This is a genomic window from Massilia sp. GCM10023247 (assembly GCF_042653325.1).
Taxonomy (GTDB): domain Bacteria; phylum Pseudomonadota; class Gammaproteobacteria; order Burkholderiales; family Burkholderiaceae_D; genus Telluria.
This window is the reverse complement of the sequence record NZ_JBHSIB010000007.1, coordinates 859,724-877,884: the sequence shown is the minus strand read 5'-3', so window position 1 is coordinate 877,884 and position 18,161 is coordinate 859,724. Positions and strand designations below refer to the sequence as shown.

General features: G+C 64.3%; 17 protein-coding genes. 9 read left to right on the top strand and 8 right to left on the bottom strand.

Translation table 11 applies throughout. The features are described 5' to 3' along the window. The 6 genes from ACFPAH_RS07520 to ACFPAH_RS07495 form a co-directional block, all read left to right on the top strand. Positions 1-265: helix-turn-helix domain-containing protein (locus ACFPAH_RS07520; protein WP_379742945.1), on the top strand; the 265-nt coding region annotated here is incomplete at its 5' end. After that, positions 258-440 carry a hypothetical protein gene (locus ACFPAH_RS07515; RefSeq protein WP_379742942.1) on the top strand — a complete coding sequence of 61 codons (183 nt, stop codon included), beginning with the start codon at positions 258-260 and terminating at the stop codon, positions 438-440. The genes ACFPAH_RS07520 and ACFPAH_RS07515, both read left to right, overlap by 8 nt. A gap of 638 nt (positions 441-1,078) precedes the next feature. After that, on the top strand, positions 1,079-3,994 hold the full coding sequence (locus ACFPAH_RS07510; RefSeq protein ID WP_379742939.1) for a ribonucleoside-diphosphate reductase subunit alpha: 2,916 nt from the start codon (positions 1,079-1,081) through the stop codon (positions 3,992-3,994). A 71-nt stretch (positions 3,995-4,065) separates the two neighbouring features. Further along, positions 4,066-5,175: a ribonucleotide-diphosphate reductase subunit beta gene (locus ACFPAH_RS07505; RefSeq protein ID WP_379742936.1), complete on the top strand. Its 1,110-nt coding sequence runs from the start codon at positions 4,066-4,068 to the stop codon at positions 5,173-5,175. A gap of 635 nt (positions 5,176-5,810) precedes the next feature. After that, positions 5,811-7,490 carry a hypothetical protein gene (locus ACFPAH_RS07500; protein ID WP_379742933.1) on the top strand — a complete coding sequence of 560 codons (1,680 nt, stop codon included), beginning with the start codon at positions 5,811-5,813 and terminating at the stop codon, positions 7,488-7,490. A gap of 82 nt (positions 7,491-7,572) precedes the next feature. Next, positions 7,573-8,106, top strand: a complete 534-nt coding sequence (locus ACFPAH_RS07495; RefSeq protein WP_379742930.1) for a YggT family protein — start codon at positions 7,573-7,575, stop codon at positions 8,104-8,106. A 104-nt stretch (positions 8,107-8,210) separates the two neighbouring features. On the opposite strand, the gene ACFPAH_RS07490 is transcribed toward ACFPAH_RS07495, so the two are convergent. The 8 genes from ACFPAH_RS07490 to ACFPAH_RS07455 form a co-directional block, all read right to left on the bottom strand. After that, a complete protein-coding gene (locus ACFPAH_RS07490) occupies positions 8,211-9,152 on the bottom strand; it encodes a carbohydrate kinase family protein (protein WP_379742927.1) in 942 nt (313 codons plus the stop codon). Between the two features lie 4 nt (positions 9,153-9,156). Further along, positions 9,157-10,719 carry a zinc-ribbon and DUF3426 domain-containing protein gene (locus tag ACFPAH_RS07485; RefSeq protein WP_379742924.1) on the bottom strand — a complete coding sequence of 521 codons (1,563 nt, stop codon included), beginning with the start codon at positions 10,717-10,719 and terminating at the stop codon, positions 9,157-9,159. 13 nt (positions 10,720-10,732) lie between these two features. Next, the gene (gene prmA / locus ACFPAH_RS07480) at positions 10,733-11,686 is read right to left on the bottom strand and encodes a 50S ribosomal protein L11 methyltransferase (protein WP_379742921.1); all 954 of its coding nucleotides are present in this window, start codon (positions 11,684-11,686) and stop codon (positions 10,733-10,735) included. Beyond that, entirely contained in the window at positions 11,683-13,071 is a 1,389-nt protein-coding gene (gene accC / locus ACFPAH_RS07475) for an acetyl-CoA carboxylase biotin carboxylase subunit (RefSeq protein WP_379742917.1), read from the bottom strand. Before accC ends, prmA begins: the two co-directional genes overlap by 4 nt. Before the next feature lie 87 nt (positions 13,072-13,158). Further along, positions 13,159-13,629: an acetyl-CoA carboxylase biotin carboxyl carrier protein gene (gene accB, locus ACFPAH_RS07470; RefSeq protein ID WP_379742913.1), complete on the bottom strand. Its 471-nt coding sequence runs from the start codon at positions 13,627-13,629 to the stop codon at positions 13,159-13,161. A 92-nt stretch (positions 13,630-13,721) separates the two neighbouring features. Beyond that, complete coding sequence (gene aroQ, locus ACFPAH_RS07465; RefSeq protein ID WP_379742911.1) at positions 13,722-14,153, bottom strand: type II 3-dehydroquinate dehydratase; 432 nt, start codon at positions 14,151-14,153, stop codon at positions 13,722-13,724. A 140-nt stretch (positions 14,154-14,293) separates the two neighbouring features. After that, entirely contained in the window at positions 14,294-14,872 is a 579-nt protein-coding gene (locus ACFPAH_RS07460) for a TlpA family protein disulfide reductase (protein ID WP_379742907.1), read from the bottom strand. Beyond that, complete coding sequence (locus tag ACFPAH_RS07455) at positions 14,869-15,501, bottom strand: hypothetical protein (protein WP_379743041.1); 633 nt, start codon at positions 15,499-15,501, stop codon at positions 14,869-14,871. The genes ACFPAH_RS07460 and ACFPAH_RS07455 overlap by 4 nt, the downstream gene beginning before the upstream one ends. Before the next feature lie 76 nt (positions 15,502-15,577). Here ACFPAH_RS07455 and mpl point away from each other — a divergent pair, with 76 nt between their 5' ends. From mpl to ACFPAH_RS07440, 3 genes are read left to right on the top strand one after another with little or no spacing between them, the layout of a single operon-like run. After that, positions 15,578-16,963, top strand: a complete 1,386-nt coding sequence (gene mpl / locus ACFPAH_RS07450; protein WP_379742904.1) for a UDP-N-acetylmuramate:L-alanyl-gamma-D-glutamyl-meso-diaminopimelate ligase — start codon at positions 15,578-15,580, stop codon at positions 16,961-16,963. Beyond that, positions 16,960-17,559 carry a YqiA/YcfP family alpha/beta fold hydrolase gene (locus ACFPAH_RS07445; RefSeq protein WP_379742901.1) on the top strand — a complete coding sequence of 200 codons (600 nt, stop codon included), beginning with the start codon at positions 16,960-16,962 and terminating at the stop codon, positions 17,557-17,559. Before mpl ends, ACFPAH_RS07445 begins: the two co-directional genes overlap by 4 nt. Beyond that, positions 17,556-18,161: a chorismate--pyruvate lyase family protein gene (locus ACFPAH_RS07440; RefSeq protein ID WP_379742898.1), complete on the top strand. Its 606-nt coding sequence runs from the start codon at positions 17,556-17,558 to the stop codon at positions 18,159-18,161. The genes ACFPAH_RS07445 and ACFPAH_RS07440 overlap by 4 nt, the downstream gene beginning before the upstream one ends.

Here is an 18,161-nt window from a genome sequence, read left to right as displayed (position 1 = left end):
GCCGGCCGAGCCGCCGCCGCCCGCCGCGGCGCCTGTCCCGGCGCCCGACGCGGCGCCCGACGCGCCGCCGCCCGGTCCGGGCGCCTTGCCGGGCAACTTGCGGGCCTACCTGGAACAGGTCGAGCGCGACATCATCGGGCGCGCGCTGGCCCGCACCGGGTTCAACCGGGCCGAGGCTGCCGGCTTGCTGGGCCTGAGCGTACGCCAGTTGCGTTACCAGATGCACAAGCTCGAAATCCAGGAACCGGAGAACCGACATGCCTAAATTACTTCGCTATGCCGCCCTCGCCATCGCGCTCCTCGCCGCGGTGATGTGGGCCAAGCACGAGCAGCGGGCCGGGGCCTGCCGCAAGGCCGGCGGCAGCTGGGATGGCGCGGCGAAAACCTGCGTGCTGGTGCAGCCCGAGCCGAGCGGGGACGAGCGCTCGCGCTCGCGCTGACGGCGCCCGGCCCGGGAACGGGACCCGGTAACGTGCTTCGGCTGGAGCGGCAACAATGTCAAATATTGTCAAAAAGCGTTGCCTTTTCGCCAGTGCAAAATGGTGCCTGCCGCACCATGTCCGGAGAGCGGCGCGACCCGTTGAACAAGCTTTGAGCAACAGGTTAGTGCTCACTTACCGTCTACCGCGCATGACGAGTCGGAACCCCAAATGTCAAGGCCGTGGCGCATAAAAAACGGCAGAAATTGGAAGTTTATTCACTTGCACCCTGCGCCGAACGGGTACTACAATTAGTCCCATATCAAACCGCATCACTAGATGTAGTGGTAGCGGACCCAAGTATAACAAGCGGTACAGTTCAGCTTGCTCAGCAGTAATGGGGCGATGCCAACTCAGTACAAGAGCAGCACATGAGCAGTAAATGAGCAATAACTTCGTTACAACTCGGTTCTCGCTGATTTTGCTTCAAGCCCGTTAAGACATCCTTTGGCAACGACATTGTCCGGCCTGGCGCATCAGGTCGGCAGGATGACTTTTGCTTTTGAATTTTCGCTTTTAAATTAATTCTCAGCTCGTCCGCGTGTGCGGGCGAACCGTTGAAAACATGGCGGCAGTCACCTGCCCATCCCGGAGGCTCAATGCAGACATCCCAAGACATTTCAATCCACCCGCATGCGGCTCCAGGCACGGCAGCCGGCGGCAATAGCGCCGCCGAACTGGCCGCCCGCGCCGACTACCGCATCCTGCGCCGCAATGGCGCCGTCGTGCCGTTCGAGCCGAACAAGATCTCGGTCGCGATGACCAAGGCCTTCCTGGCCGTCGCCGGCGGCCAGGGCGCTGTCTCGGCCCGCATCCGCGACCTGGTGGAAGAGCTGACCAACAACGTGGTCGCCGCCCTGATGCGCCGCCAGCCGAACGGCGGCACCTTCCATATCGAAGACGTGCAGGATCAGGTTGAATTGTCCTTGATGCGCTCGGGCGAGCATGATGTCGCGCGCGCCTATGTCCTGTACCGCGCCAAGCAGATGGAAGAGCGCCGTGCCGCCAAGGAAGCCGCCGGCACCTCCGCCGTGCAGGCGCCGCAGATCCACGTGGTCGACAACGGCCAGCGCCTGCCGCTCGACGTCAACGACGTGCACGCCCTGGTGAATGCCGCCTGCGCCGGCCTGGAGAAGCATGTCGACGCCGACGCGATCGTGGCGGAGACCCTGCGCAACCTCTACGACGGCGTGCCGGTCGAAGAGCTGCACAAGTCGGCCATCCTGGCCGCCCGCGCCCTGATGGAAACCGATCCTGCCTACAGCCAGGTCACCGCCCGCATCCTGCTGCACACGATCCGCAAGGAAGTCTTCGGCAAGGAAGTGCCGCAAGCAAAAGCCGCCGCCGAATACATCACCTATTTCCCGCAATACGTCGCCAAGGGCATCGCCAACGAACTGCTCGACGAAGAGCTGGGCAAGTACGACCTCGAGCGCCTGGCGAAGGCCATCGTTGCCGACCGCGACCTGCAGTTCGGCTACATCGGCCTGCAGACCCTGTACGACCGCTACTTCCTGCACGTGCGCGACACCCGCATCGAAATGCCGCAGGCCTTCTACATGCGCGTCGCGATGGGCCTGGCCCTGCGCGAAGCGGACCGCGAAGAGCGCGCCATCGAGTTCTACAACCTGCTGTCGTCCTTCGACTTCATGAGCTCGACCCCGACCCTGTTCAATTCGGGTACCCGCCGCTCGCAGCTGTCGTCCTGCTACCTGACCACGGTCGGCGACGACCTGGAAGGCATCTACGACGCCATCAAGGAAAACGCGCTGCTGTCGAAGTTCGCCGGCGGCCTCGGTAACGACTGGACCCCGGTGCGCGCGCTCGGCTCGCGCATCAAGGGCACCAACGGCAAGTCGCAAGGCGTGGTGCCGTTCCTGAAAGTGGTCAACGACACGGCCGTGGCCGTGAACCAGGGCGGCAAGCGCAAGGGCGCGGTCTGCGCCTACCTGGAAACCTGGCACATGGACATCGAGGAATTCCTCGACCTGCGCAAGAACACCGGCGACGACCGCCGCCGCACCCACGACATGAACACGGCGAACTGGATTCCCGACCTGTTCATGAAGCGCGTGATGGAAAAGGGCCACTGGACCCTGTTCACCCCGAGCGAAACCCCTGACCTGCACGACCTGGTCGGCAAGGCTTTCGAACAAGCCTACCTGGCCTATGAAGCCAAGGCCGAGCGCGGCGAAATCCGCGTGTTCAAGAAGATCGAAGCGCTCGACCTGTGGCGCAAGATGCTGTCGATGCTGTTCGAGACCGGCCACCCATGGATCACCTTCAAGGACCCATGCAACATCCGTTCGCCGCAGCAGCACATCGGCGTCGTGCACTCGTCGAACCTGTGCACCGAGATCACCCTGAACACCAGCGCCGACGAAATCGCGGTCTGCAACCTGGGCTCGATCAACCTGCCGCAGCACATGAAGGGCGATGGCCTGGATCATGTAAAACTGCAGAAGACGATCCGCACCGCGATGCGCATGCTCGACAACGTCATCGACATCAACTACTACGCCGTCGACAAGGCCCGTAATTCGAACCTGCGCCACCGCCCGGTCGGCATGGGCATCATGGGCCACCAGGACTGCCTGCACATGATGCGCGTGCCGTTCGCCTCGGATAAAGCGGTGGAGTTCGCCGACCGTTCGATGGAAGCCGTCTGCTACTTCGCGTATCTCGCCTCGACCGAGCTGGCCGAAGAGCGCGGCCGCTACGAGTCGTACGAAGGTTCGCTGTGGGACCGCGGCATCCTGCCGCAGGACTCGATCAAGCTGCTGGCGGAAGAACGCGGCGGCTACCTCGAGCAGGACACGAGCGAATCGATGGACTGGAGCGTGGTGCGCGAGCGCATCAAGCAGTTCGGCATGCGCAATTCGAACTGCGTGGCGATCGCCCCGACCGCGACGATCTCGAACATCATCGGCGTGTCGGCCTGTATCGAGCCGACCTTCCAGAACCTGTACGTGAAGTCGAACCTGTCGGGCGAATTCACCGAGATCAATTCGTACCTGGTGCGCGACCTGAAGGCGCGCGACCTGTGGGACGAAGTCATGATCGCCGACCTGAAGTATTTCGACGGCTCCCTGTCGAAGATCGACCGCGTGCCGCAAGACCTGCGCGACATCTACGCGACGGCCTTCGAAGTCGAGCCGAAGTGGCTGGTGGAGCAGGCATCGCGCCGCCAGAAGTGGATCGACCAGGCGCAATCGCTGAACATCTACATGGCCGGCGCCTCGGGCAAGAAGCTCGACGAAACCTATAAGCTGGCCTGGCTGCGCGGCCTGAAGACGACCTACTACCTGCGCACCATCGCGGCGACGCACATGGAGAAGTCGACCAGCCGTACCGGCGCGCTGAACGCGGTGCCGGTCTCGGGCGGCCTGGTGGGCCACGCGGCGCCGGCGGCGGCACCGGTTGCCGCGGCACCTGCGGCACCGGAAGCGGAAGGCGCGGCCTGCTACCTGCGTCCTGGCGACGCCGGTTTCGACGAGTGCGAAGCTTGCCAGTAAGTTTTAGAAATTGAATGCACGCCCGGCCTTCGCGCCGGGCGCTGCCGTCTAGATTAGAAAGAAGGAAAATCATGCTGTCATGGGACGATGAACCAACGAGCGCGCCAGCGCGCGTACCGCAAGCCGCAGGCGAAGCGGAAACCGTCGACGCCGCACTGGTCGCCAAGCGCGTGAACGCGGACGACAAGCGCATCATCAACGGCCAGACCGACGTCAACCAGCTGGTGCCGTTCAAGTACAAGTGGGCCTGGGACAAATACCTGGCCGGCTGCGCCAACCACTGGATGCCGCAGGAAGTGAACATGCAGCGCGACATCGAGCTGTGGAAGAACCCGAACGGCCTGTCGGAAGACGAGCGCCGTCTGGTCAAGCGCAACCTCGGCTTCTTCGTGACTGCCGACTCGCTGGCCGCCAACAACATCGTGCTGGGCACCTACCGCCACATCACGGCGCCGGAATGCCGCCAGTACCTGCTGCGCCAGGCTTTTGAGGAGGCGATCCACACCCACGCCTACCAGTACATCGTCGAGTCGCTCGGCCTGGACGAGCGCGAGATCTTCAACGCCTATAACGAGATCGAGTCGATCCACGACAAGGACCAGTTCCTGATCCCGTTCATCAACGTCCTGACCGACCCGGAATTCAAGACCGGCACGCTCGAAAACGACCAGAAGCTGCTGAAATCGATCATCGTCTTCGCCTGCCTGATGGAAGGCCTGTTCTTCTACGTCGGCTTCACCCAGATCCTGGCGCTCGGCCGTCAAAACAAGATGACCGGCGCCGCCGAGCAGTACCAGTACATCCTGCGCGACGAGTCGATGCACGTGAACTTCGGTATCGACCTGATCAACACGATCAAGATGGAAAACCCGATGCTGTGGACGTCGGCCTTCAAGGAAGAACTGAAGGCGCTGTTCCTGCAGGCCGTCGACCTTGAATACCGCTACGCCGAAGACACCATGCCGCGCGGCGTGCTGGGCCTGAACGCCCCGATGTTCAAGGGCTACCTGCGCTTCATCGCGAACCGCCGCGCCGTCCAGATCGGCCTCGATCCGCTGTTCCCGAACGAAGAGAATCCGTTCCCATGGATGAGCGAAATGATCGACCTCAAGAAGGAGCGTAACTTCTTCGAGACGCGCGTCACCGAGTACCAGACGGGTGGGGCGCTGAACTGGGATTGATTCCCTCGGCACCCATCGAGTAGTCACGTGAAAACGCAAAACCCGGCGCGCAAACGCCGGGTTTTTTTATGCCGGATTTGACGGCGCGGACAGGGCCCTCGGACGCGCCCAGTGCGCCCAATTTACGCCTCGAATGATCCCGATCAAGCCCTCCTGTGTGCACGGGGCGTCGCTAAATGGTCCAATAGGGCGTTTTAACCGTGCGCGGGTTGCGCACTGACAAGGTTTTCGTGTACTTTACGTGATTGAATTTGTCAAAACGTGAACATGGATGTTTTTGCATGTTCCGAGGCAAACCTAACCGATCGAATTCTTGGGACGCTGATACCATCAGTATGCACATAAAGCGTAACGAAAAGAACAAGCCGCACTGCCTGATCTTCTTCAGGCAAGGCGGCTTTTTCTTTTCGTGCCCGCAAGGGTAGCGATGTGGAAGCGCAACTGAAAGCAGTCGGTGCGTGTCCCGGCGTCGTTGGCTGAAGTGCTGCAATCGTGAGGAGTTGCAGCAGTTCAGCTGGTGCCGGATCCATCGGTATGAACCGTTTAGGTGGTTTCGATGGATCGTTCGCCTGACTTCAGGGTCGGCCGAATTTCAACTTGTAGCGCATTTTCTCATCGCAGAGAAGGAGAACGAAATGGCAACAGCCGCTAAGAAACCAGCAGCAAAACCGGCAGCCAAGACTGCCGCGAAACCGGCCGCCAAGGCCGCCGCAGAAAAACCAGCTGCCAAGTCGGCTGTCGCCACCAAGCCGGCCGCCAAGCCAGCGGCGAAAGCTGCAGCGAAGCCAGCTGCCAAGGCTGCGGCAAAACCAGCGGCCAAGGCTGCGGCGAAACCGGCAGCCAAGCCGGCAGCGAAGGCTGCAACCAAGCCGGCAGCCAAGCCAGCCGCCAAGAAGACCGCCGCCGCCAAGCCGGCAGCGAAAGCCGCCGCGACCAAATCTGCTGCCAAGCCCGCAGCAAAGGCTGCAGCGAAACCGGCAGCGAAGGCTGCAAGCAAGCCAGCGGCCAAGGCAGCAAGCAAGCCAGCGGCCAAGCCAGCCGCGAAGAAGACCGCCGCCGCCAAGCCGGTGGCGAAAGCCGCCGCAACCAAGTCCGCCGCCAAGCCGGCAGCGAAGGCTGCAACCAAGCCGGCAGCGAAGGCTGCAACGAAGTCGACAGCCAAGCCAGCTGCCAAGCCAGCCGCGAAGAAGACCGCTGCCGCCAAGCCGGTAGCGAAAACCGCCGCGACCAAATCCGCTGCCAAGCCGGCAGCGAAAGCGGTAACGAAGCCGGCTGCCAAGGGGGCGTCTGCGAAGACGTCCGCCAAGCCGGCCGCCAAGACTGCAGCCAAGTCGGCAGCCAAGCCAGCCGCGAAGAAGACCGCCGCCAAACCGGTAGCGAAAGCCGCTGCGACCAGGACTGCCGCCAAGACGCCTGCCAAGACCGCCGCCAAGGCGCCGGCCAAGGCCGCAGCGACGAAGACGGCAGCCAAGGCTCCGGCCAAGGCCACTGCGACGAAGACGGCAGCCAAGGCTCCGGCCAAGACCGCAGCGACCAAGACGGCTGCCAAGGCTCCGGCCAAGGCCGCAGCGACGAAGACGGCAGCCAAGACTCCGGCCAAGGCCACCGCGACGAAGACGGCAGCCAAGGCTCCGGCCAAGACCGCAGCGACCAAGACGGCAGCCAAGGCTCCGGCCAAGACCGCAGCGACCAAGACGTCTGCCAAGGCTCCGGCCAAGACCGCAGCGACCAAGACGGCTGCCAAGGCTCCGGCCAAGACCGCAGCGACCAAGACGGCAGCCAAGGGGACGTCTGCGAAGACGTCCGACAAGACCGCGGCAACGAAGACCGCAGCCAAGGCTCCGGCCAAGCCGGCAGCCACCAAGGCTCCAGCCGCCAGGCCTGCCGTGACGGAAGCGCCGAAGGCCGCCGCCAAGCCGGCAGCGGCCAAGCCGGCAGCCAAGCCAGCCGCCAAGCCTGCAGCGAAGCCGGCCGCCACCAAAGCTGAAGCCAAGCCGGAAGCGAAGACCGAGACGAAGGCCGAGGCCAAGCCGGAAGCGAAGGCCGAGATGAAGGCCGAAGCGAAGCCGGAAGCAAAAGCGGAAGCCAAGCCGGAAGCGGCGGCGAAGGCCGAAGCCAAGCCTGAAGCTGCAGCCAAGCCAGCGGCAAAGAAAGCGGCAGCGAAGAAGCCGGCGGCCAAGGCCGAGGCGAAACCGGCAGCCCAGCCGGAAGCCAAGGCCGGCACCGAAGCCAAGCCGGCGGCGCCGGCTCCGGCTGCGAAGACGACGCTGTCGCCTGCGGCCGCCTGGCCGTTCCCGACCAGCAGCCGTCCGTAATAGCAGGACAGGCCCGCTTTAGGGCAAAATACCGCTGTGTGAACCTTTCACACGGCGGTTTTTTTTATTTCAAGGAGTAGTCGTGCTGCCCATTCTTCAGTTGATTGTCGATACCGTTGCCACTGTCCTGGGTGCGGTGCTGCTTCTGCGCTTCTGGATGCAGGCCATCCGCGTTCGCCCTCCCTCGTCCGTGGCACAGTTCACTTTCACGCTGAGCGATTGGCTGGTCAAGCCGCTGCGCCGCATCGTGCCGGGTGCCGGCGGCTACGACTGGGCGAGCCTGATCGCGGCCTTTGTCGTGGTGCTGCTGGCCACCTCGATCTACCTGCTGGCCGGCGCTACCGGCGAGCAGGTGTTCCTGTTCGCGCTGGCCCGCTTCATCAAGTGGATCGTCTACGGGTTCGTCGCGCTGCTGATCATCGAAGCCATCTTCAGCTGGGTCAACCCGCACGCGCCGCTGGCGCCTTTCGTGCACGCGCTCAACGATCCGCTGCTGCGGCCGATCCGGCGCGTGGTGCCGCCGATCGGCGGGCTGGATTTGTCGGTGCTGGTGGCGGTGCTGCTGCTGCAGATCGTGCTGTATCTGGTGAGGATCGTGATACCGGGACCGTATTGAACGGTATTCGGTGGATGTGAAAATGGGCAGCCTGGGCTGCCCATTTTTTTTGTGGTCGGCGGCCGCGCCCACCCTACATTCAGAACTGCGTGGTCGGGGACCGGTTAATTGAAGCGGTAGCCGAAGGCGGTTTCGAACTTGTCGGCGATCTCTGCAGGGGTGAAGCTGTGGTTCTGGCCGCCTTGATGGGCGATCTTGATCGAGCCGAGTAGGCTGGCGAGGCGGCCGGTGGTGTTCCAGTCGAAGCCTTGTGCGATGCCGTACAGGAGGCCGGCGCGGTAGGCGTCGCCGCAGCCGGTCGGGTCGACCACGGCCGCTGCCGGCACGGCCGGGATGTCGTAGCGCTCGCCGCCGGCGTAGATCTCCGAGCCCTTTTCGCCGCGCGTGACGATCAGGGCGTCCAGGCGTGCGGCGATCTCGTCGAGCGAGAGCTTGGTGCGTTCCATCACCATTTCGAATTCGTAGTCGTTCGCGGCCAGGTAGGTCGCCTGCTCGATAAAGGCGAGCAGTTCCTCGCCGCTGAACATCGGCAGCTGCTGGCCCGGGTCGAACATGAAGGGCACGCCCAGCGCGGCGCAGTCGCGCGCGTGCTTGAGCATGCCGTCGCGGCCGTCGGGCGCGATGATCGCCACGCGCAGCGCGCCGCAATCGGCCACGTTGTTCTCGTGCGAGAACTGCATCGCGCCCGGGTGGAAGGCGTTGATCTGGTTGTTGTCCTGGTCGGCGGTAACAAAACACTGCGCCGTATAGGCGTCGCCGATGGTCTTGATGGCGCGCGTCTCGATGCCGAAGTTGCGCAGGCGCTCGAGGTAGTCGCCGCCGTCCTGGCCGATGGTCGCCATGATCAAGGGGTCGCCGCCGAGCAGCTTCAGGTTGTAGGCGATGTTGGCCGAGCAGCCGCCGTATTCGGTGCGCAAGGTCGGTACCAGGAAGGAGACGTTTACGCGGTGCAGCTGGTCCGCCAGCAGGGTCTCGGCGAAGCGGCCGTGGTACTGCATGATCTTGTCGAAGGCCAGCGATCCGCAGATCAGGGTGGTGTGGGTCATATGCTCAAGGATAGAAGACGGCGATGTGGTAGCCGGAGGGTTTCAGGTCGTCCACGCGGAAGTGGAGCTTGATCGGTTGGACGGCGCCCCGTGCGATGCCGTTTTCGAGCAGCGTGCCGGCGGCCAGGTAGTCGCTCGGCGGGAAGACGCGCCGGGCCACCGGCTTGTCGTTGGCGTCGAGCAGGGTCAGCTCGAGGCTGGGCCAGGCCTGGGCCGTGCCGGCGGTGTTGCGCAATTCGGTCGCGAACGAATAGGCGCCGTCGCCGAGCGTCGTCAGTTCGCCCGTTTCGATGGTCAGCTTGTCGACCTGGGCCGGCAGTTCGACGCGGCAGCCGAGCAGGGCGCAGCTCGTGACCAGCGCCGGCTTGGTGGCCGGGAAGCGCGCCGCCAGCGCGTTGCGGAAGGTGATCGCGCCCTGGGCGATCAGCAACAGCAGCAGCACGATCGAGCCGGCCAGCATGACGAGCTTGCGGTTGCGGCCTGCCTGTTCCTGGTGGCGGCTGCGCTTGACGAATTCCGGCTCGTCGATCTCGGCCGCGCGCAGTCGCGGCTGCGGCTCGATGCGGGTCGGGGTGAGCTTGGAGCGGCGCGCGGCCGCTTTTTCGGCACGCCTGGCGGCCGGCGTGCGCAGCGGCGGCGGCGGGATCGAGGCGGCAGGCGTATGGGTGCTGGCGGCGGACTCGCGCGTGAGCAGCGGCGGCGCGTCGTCGGCGCGCGGACGCGGCTGCGGCGCAGCGGCGGCCACCAGCTGCGGCTCCGGCTCCGGCTCGGGTTCCGGCTCATGTCCGGGCAGGGGCGCGGCGACCAGCTCCTCGTCCACGGGCAGGCCGAGGGCAGGCTCGTAACGGCCCCTGCTGTCCGGCGCCGTGGCCGCCCTTACCGGCGGGGCAGGCGGCTCGGGCGGTGCCGGTTGCGCAAGCGGTTCCGCTGCCGATGCGGCCGCCGTTTCGGCTACCGGCAGCGCCGGCTCGCTGGCGGGCGCCGGGTCCTGCGTGGCCGGCAGCGTTTCAAATGCAGGCGCGCTGGCCTGGTCGGCGTCCTTTGGCGGGCGCGACCACGGCTGGAGCAGCGCCAGCGCATCGACCTCCTCGTCGGCAGGCGCTGCGCCGGCTGCGGCGTCGGGCGCATCTGCCTTCGGCAGGATGCCGAGCGGGTCGAAGGTATGGTCGAAGTCGAGCGTGTAGACCGGCTGGCCGTCGAAATCGGCGCTGTCGGGCAGCGCCTCGGCAGCGGGCTCGCTGTCCTCGCCCGAGTCGACGATGGTGAAAGGCAGTTCGTCCCCGGCCGGCGCTGCTGCTTCAGATGCGGCTTCAGATGCGGCTTCGAATGCCGCTTCAGGCACGGGGGGAGGGGAGGGTGGCGCAGTGGACGCAGCCACCGCAGCCACGGCAGCCACGGCAGCCGCAGCAGCAGTCTGCTGCGGCTTGTCGAGGTCGACCAGGGTGGCGCTGCCGTCGAAGATTTCCTGGCAGGCGCCGCAACGTACGATGCCCCCGCGCAGCTTGAGTTGGTCCGAGGCGACCCGGAACATCGTGCCGCAGTGCGGGCATTGTGTGGCTAGCGCCATGCCTGGGATCCCCTTAGGCAGCGGTGGAGCGCGCGGCCGGTACCGTGTCCTGGCCCAGCGTGCCGTGAAGGGCAACCCAGCCGTCCTGCTCGGCCCAGACGCCCAGCTTGATGAAAGGTGCGTAGGCGGCGGCCACTTCGTCGGCCTGGCGCGCCAGCACGCCCGACAGCACCAGCGAACCGCCCGGCGCCACGCGGCCGGACAACATCGGCGCCATCAGCTTCAATGGGCTCGACAAGATGTTGGCGACCACGATGTCGAACTTGCCGCCCGCATGGCGCTCGTTCGACGAGGCAGCGAAGGCGTCCGGCACGTAGAAGCTGATTTCGCAGGCGTTGCGTTCGGCGTTGGCGCGTGCCGATTCGATCGCTTGCGGGTCGATGTCGACGCCGGCGACGTCGGCCGCGCCGAGTTTTTTCGCGACCATCGCCAGGATGCCCGAACCGCAGCCGTAATCGAGCACCGACTTGCCGGGCTTGGGGTGGGCTTCGAGCCACTCCATGCACAGGCGGGTGGTCGGATGGCTGCCGGTGCCGAAGGCCAGGCCAGGATCGAGCTCGAGAATCAAGCCGTCCGGGTCGGGCGCCTCGTGCCAGCTGGGCACGACCCAGATGTTGGTGCCGATGTGGATCGGCTCGAACTGCGACTGGGTCAGGCGCACCCAGTCGGCATCGGCCACCTCACGGGTGGTGAAGCGCGGGACCTCGGCCAGCTTGATCGCAGCGGCAGCCTCGGCGACGATCGCTGCCTGGTCGGCATCGGTGTCGGTCAGGGCCACGACGCGGCTGTGGTCCCAGGCCGCTTCCGCCGGCTCCATGCCCGGTTCGCCGAACAGCGGCTTTTCCTGGTCGGTGCCTTCGTCGGCGTCTTCCACCGAAACCGACAGCGCGCCCGCTTCCATCAAGGCGTCCGACAGGCCTTCGGCGTGCTCGCGTGCGATTTCGATGACGACTTCAGTCCAGCTCATGCGTCTGCCTTGTTGTCAGTGCCCAGGGCGATCTTCGTGTCCGGGCGGTTGGCCAGCTTTTGCTCGAGGTAGTGGATGTTGGTGCCGCCTTCGATGAAGCGGGCATCGACCATCAGCTCGCGGTGCAGCTGGATGTTGGTCATGATTCCTTCGACCACCATTTCCGAAAGTGCAATTTGCATGCGGCGGATGGCCTGCTCGCGCGTTGCACCGTAGGAAATTACCTTACCGATCATCGAGTCGTAATGAGGTGGCACATAGTAACCCGCATATGAGTGCGAATCGACACGGATGCCGGGACCGCCCGGCGGGTGCCAGCCGGTGATGCGGCCTGGCGACGGCGTGAACTTGAACGGGTCTTCGGCGTTGATGCGGCATTCGATCGCGTGGCCGGCCAGCATGATGTCGCGCTGGCGGAAACGCAGTTTCTCGCCGCAGGCGATGCGGATCTGTTCCTGCACGATGTCGATGCCGGTGATCATTTCCGTGACCGGGTGCTCGACCTGGACGCGGGTGTTCATTTCGATGAAGTAGAACTCGCCGTTTTCGTACAGGAATTCGAAGGTGCCGGCGCCACGGTAGCCGATCTTGCGGCAGGCTTCGGCGCAGCGGTCGCCGATCTTTTCGATCAGCTTGCGCGGGATGCCTGGCGCCGGTGCTTCCTCGATGACCTTCTGGTGGCGGCGCTGCATCGAGCAGTCGCGTTCGCCCAGCCAGACGGCATTCTTGTGTTCGTCGGCGAGGATCTGGATTTCCACGTGACGTGGATTCTCCAGGAACTTCTCCATATAGACTTCCGGATTGCCGAAGGCGGTACCGGCTTCGGTCTTGGTCATCTGCACCGCATTGAGCAGGGCCGCCTCGGTATGCACGACGCGCATGCCGCGTCCGCCGCCGCCGCCGGCCGCCTTGATGATGACCGGATAGCCGACTTTACGGGCGATCTGGATGATTTCCTTCGGATCGTCCGGCAGGGCGCCATCCGAGCCCGGCACGCAAGGCACGCCGGCGCGGATCATGGCCTGCTTGGCCGAGACCTTGTCGCCCATCAGGCGGATCGAGTCGGAACGCGGGCCGATGAAGACGAAACCGGATTTTTCCACGCGCTCGGCGAAGTCGGCGTTTTCCGACAGGAAGCCGTAGCCCGGGTGGATCGCTTCGGCATCGGTCACTTCGGCAGCGCTGATGATGGCCGGCATGTTCAGGTAGCTCAGCGAGGATTGCGCCGGGCCGATGCAGACGGATTCGTCGGCCAGCTTCACATACTTGGCGTCCTTGTCGGCTTCCGAGTGAACGACCACCGTCTTGATGCCCATTTCGCGGCACGCGCGCTGGATACGCAACGCGATTTCACCACGATTGGCGATGAGAATTTTTTCAAACATGGTTAGGCTTGTTCTGTGAGAGTGCCGACGTCGTGCGCCGGCCTGGGTTCGGATCAAGGCCGCGAAGGGCGCGGCCGGCGGGGATGCTTAGCCGATCACGAACAGCGGCTGGCCGAATTCGACCGGCTGGCCATTTTCCACCAGGATCTTGGTCACAACGCCCGACACTTCGGCGTCGATTTCGTTCAGGAGCTTCATTGCCTCGATGATGCAGAGGGTATCGCCTTCCTTGATGTTGGCGCCGACTTCGACGAAGGCCGGGGCGCCCGGAGCGGACGAACGGTAGAAGGTGCCGACCATCGGCGACTTGATGACGTGGCCGGTCGGCTCGGCGGCAACGGCCGGGGCCGGCGCGGCGGCAGGCGCTGCTGCCGGGGCAGCCGGTGCCGGCGCCGAGAACTGCTGCATGCCGTTCGACGGCATCATGACCATCTGGCCTTGGGGCGTAGCGGACGACTTGACGATGCGGACCTTGCTTTCGCCTTCGGTTACTTCGAGTTCGGCGATGTCCGATTCGGCGACGAGGTCAATCAAAGTCTTGAGTTTACGTAGATCCATGTGAAACCCCTTGGAATTATTGTGTGGAGATTAAAACAGCGGGCCAGGAGAGGGCGCCGCTGCATGATGCCTGAAGTTGACGTAGATTAAAGCTATTTAAGCGCGAAGTCGATGGCAAACCGGTATCCGTCCACCCCTAACCCGCAGATGGTGCCGCGGGCAATGGCCGACAGAAACGAATGATGACGGAAGGCTTCGCGCTGATAAATGTTCGAGATATGGACCTCAATAAACGGGATCGCCACCGCAGCCAGCGCATCGCGCAATGCCACGCTCGTGTGGGTCAGCCCGCCGGGATTGATGACGATCGCGTCGATGCCTTCCTCGCGGGCGGCATGGATGCGGTCGATCAGCGCACCTTCATGGTTGCTCTGGAAGCAGGAAAGCGACCCGCCGGCAGCCTGGACCTGGGTCAGGGCTGCACTTTCGATGTCGGCCAGCGTTGCCGCGCCATACACCGCAGGCTCTCGGGTTCCCAGCAGATTCAGGTTGGGACCGTTGAGCAGCAGTAGCTTTTTCGCCATTATTTTGTAGAGTCTTCACTCGAAAGTGACGCATTTTGCCGCCAACGTCCCGTATTGGCAAGCGATAAAATTCTCTGTGGATAGCCGCGACTTGGGCGCAGTTCGGAAAAGAACGACCGTTCGCCAGCGCCGCCCTTCTCTTAGAGCGCCGCCAGGTCGGCCTTCAGTTCATCTAATTTCAGCTTGCCGAGGTAGGTCTTGCGTACTTGCCCATCGGCACCAATCAACACCGTGAAGGGCAGGCCGCCGCTGGGGTTGCCGAAGTCGCGCGACAGTTCGGTACCGCCCATGCCGCCCACGTACAGCGGGTACTTGATGTTGTGCTTGGCGGCAAATTCGCTCATCGCGCTCGGGGAGTCGATGCCGACGCCGATCACATTGAAACGCTTGGTGGCTCCGTGAGCGGCCTCCTCGTTTGCCAGCGCGGACAGTTCCGGCATTTCCTGCACGCATGGCGCGCACCAGGTTGCCCAGAAATTCACCAGCAGCGCCTTGCCCTTCCATTGGGCCAGCGACTGCGGCTGGCCGGACAGGTCGTTCAGGGTTTGCGCATATAGATTAGTGGAGGCCGTATGGGCCGGTCCCCCGCGGTCCGGCGTCCCGGTCGGGGCAATGGCGGTGGTCACCGGCGCCGCGTCTTTTTTCAGGCCCAGCCCGGCGCCCAGTGCGCCAAAGAGCACTGCTACGGCCGCAAAGGCGGCCAATTTCTTCTTATTCATTCGTCCTGTTCCAGGGAGGGATCGGTGGTCATCAGGGCGCGCAGGCCGGCAGCGTCGACACGCTGCAGGCGGCCGTCGCCCCGTGGCTTGAGTGCGCCGCGCAAGTCATGAAAATCATACAACTCGGCGTGCACGGCCTCCTTATGCCACAGGAAGCTCACCGTTTCAACCGGGTCGTGGCGCGCGCCCTTGAAATGTGGGGTTTCCGATATCTCTATATTAACATTGCGGTTCAGCAGGAAGATCTGCACTTCCTTGGCGCTGTCGGCGAACAGTTGCAAATGGATGTCGTCGTGCTCGCCCGCTGTGCCGTTCAGCACGGCGCCGGTGAGATAGGGCCGGAACTCGGCCAGCGCATCCATCACTTCCAGGGCAGCGTTGCGCATCGACGCCAGGCGCTGCGCATGAGCGGCTCCCCCGAATAATGTCTGGTAGCGCCGCACCTCGTCTTCGATCTCGCCGTTGTCGGGCATCAGATTCGGTTGCGGCTGGTCCACGCCAAGCACCTGGCGCGCCGCTTTCTTGCGCGCCGTGGCGTAGTCGGCGCCGTCCTGCGCGATCATCCGCGCCGCCGTTGCGGCGATCTGGGCGCGCAACTGCTGAAGGTCATAGTTCTGTGTTGGCATCATGACCTCGATCATACTCTTGAACTAAAAATGGCATCGCGTCGGGTAGAATCGCGTATTCGCTTTATTCCTCACGATCATGCACATTCATATCCTCGGCATTTGCGGCACCTTCATGGGCGGCCTGGCGGTCCTGGCGAAAGAGGCCGGTCACCGCGTCACCGGCTGCGACGCCAACGTCTATCCACCGATGAGCACCCAGCTCGAAGCCCAGGGCATCGAACTGATCCAGGGCTACGGGCCGGAACAGGTCTCGCTCAACCCCGACCTGTATGTTGTCGGCAACGTGATGACCCGCGGTAACCCGCTGATCGAGGAAATCCTGAACCGCGGCCTGCCATATGTGTCCGGCCCGCAGTGGATTGGCGAACATATTTTGCGCGAAAAATGGGTGCTGGCCGTGGCCGGCACGCACGGCAAGACCACGACCTCGTCGATGCTGGCCTGGATCCTGGAAGACGCCGGCTATGCGCCGGGCTTCCTGATCGGCGGCGTGCCGATGAATTTCGGTATCTCGGCGCGCCTGTCGGGCGCCACCGATTCGGACTTCTTCGTCATCGAGGCCGACGAATACGACACCGCCTTTTTCGACAAGCGCAGCAAGTTCGTGCATTACCACGCGAAAACGGCCGTGCTGAACAACCTGGAATTCGACCACGCCGACATTTTTCCGGACATCGGCGCCATCGAGACCCAGTTCCACCACCTGGTGCGCACCGTGCCGGGCGTCGGCCGCCTGATCGTGAACGGCGACGAAGCCTCGCTGGGCCGTGTCATCAAGCGCGGCTGCTGGAGCGAGAAGGAAAGCTTCGGCGTGTCCGACGGCGTCGACTGGACCCTGGTCGAGCATCCGGGCGGCGCCAGCTTCGACGTGATGTTCCAGGGCGAAAACCAGGGCACCGTGCACTGGGACCTGACCGGCAAGCACAACCGCTCGAACGCGCTGGCCGCGATCGCCGCGGCGCGCCACGTCGGGGTGCCGGTGGCGCAAGCCATCGATTCGCTGGCGCGCTTCCAGAGCGTCAAGCGGCGCATGGAAGTGCGCGGCGTGGTCAATAACATCACCGTCTACGACGATTTCGCGCACCACCCGACGGCAATCGCAACCACCGTCGCTGGCCTGCGCCAGCGCATCGGCACAGAAGGGGCGGGAACTGCGGGCCGCATTCTCGCCGTGCTGGAGCCGCGCTCGAACACGATGAAACTGGGCGCCATGAAGGACGCACTGCCGGGCAGTTTGAAAGACGCGGACCTGGTGTTCGGCTTCGGCAGCCAGCAGGCGCTGGGCTGGTCGCTGGCCGATGCCTTGAAACCGCTGGGCAAGATCGCGCACAGCTTCGACCAGATCGACTACATGGTGCAGGCCATCATCCAGGCCGCCCAGCCGGGCGACCACATCCTGGTGATGAGCAATGGCGGCTTCGGCGGCGTGCACCAGAAGCTGCTCGAGGCGCTCGCCAAATGATCCTGTACCTCCACGGCTTTCGTTCCTCGCCGCGTTCTTTTAAAGCGCGCATGGTGCAGGAGCGGATGACGGCTGCCGGGCGCGCAAGCGACCTGATCTGCCCGCAACTGCCGGCTTCGCCGAAGGCGGCGATGGAGCTGGCCCTGCTGCTGGCCGAGCGCCATGCGCCGGACAACCTCGCCATCGTCGGCTCCTCGCTGGGCGGTTATTACGCGACCTGGCTGGCCGAGCGTCTCGGCGTGCGCGCCGTGCTGCTCAACCCCTCGGTCGACCCCTTGTCGAGCCTGGAAAAGCATGTCGGGCAGACCACCGCCTGGCATTCGGACGAGCCGTTCGAGTTCCGCCGCGAATACATCGCCGAACTGGCCGAACTGAAAGTCGCGCGCATCACCCGGCCGGAACGCTATTTCCTGATTGCGGCCACCGGCGACGAAGTGCTCGATTACCGCGACATGGTGGCCCATTACCAGGGCGCGCGCCAGCACGTGATCGACGGCAGCGACCATGCGATTTCCGAATTTTCTGAATATGTGGACGAGGTACTGGCCTTCTGCCAGCCCCACGTTGACTGGTCGGCAGCAGGCACGGCAGGGTGAGGGGGCAGTCACTGCGCCTGGCCAGATGGCACCGTCATGCCGATGCCGTGGGCGCCGACGCGCCCATGCGCGACTGGCTGACGACCAAGGGCTCGCTGACCGCGCGCCTGGTCGCCAGCAGCGAATCGTTCCGGGTCCGGCGCCTGCACCAGGAGCTGGCGCTCTGTTCGCTGGAAGAAGCGGCGGCGATCGGCATGGCGCGGCGCGGGCAGGTCTGGGAGCGCGAAGTGCTGCTTTGTTGCGATGGCCGGCCGGCCGTCTTCGGCCATACCATCGTGCCGACCTCGGCCACCGCGAGCGACTGGCCGCTGTTTTCCGCGCTGGGCGAACGCTCGCTCGGCACGACCCTGTTTTACGATCCGAAGGTAAGGCGCGGGCCGCTCGAATTTGCCCGGCTGCGCGAGGGCCATCCGCTGCTGCAGCGGCTGGGCGCCGCGCTCGGGCCGGCCGCGCTGGCCAGTGCGCAAGCCCGGTTGAACGGACATGTTTTCCATGCGCGGCGTTGTGTCTATCGCCGCCATCAAGGCTTGCTGATGGTCACCGAGGTATTCTTGCCGACGGTGCTCGATCTTCCAGTCGCAACAATCAAGAACGCGAAATAA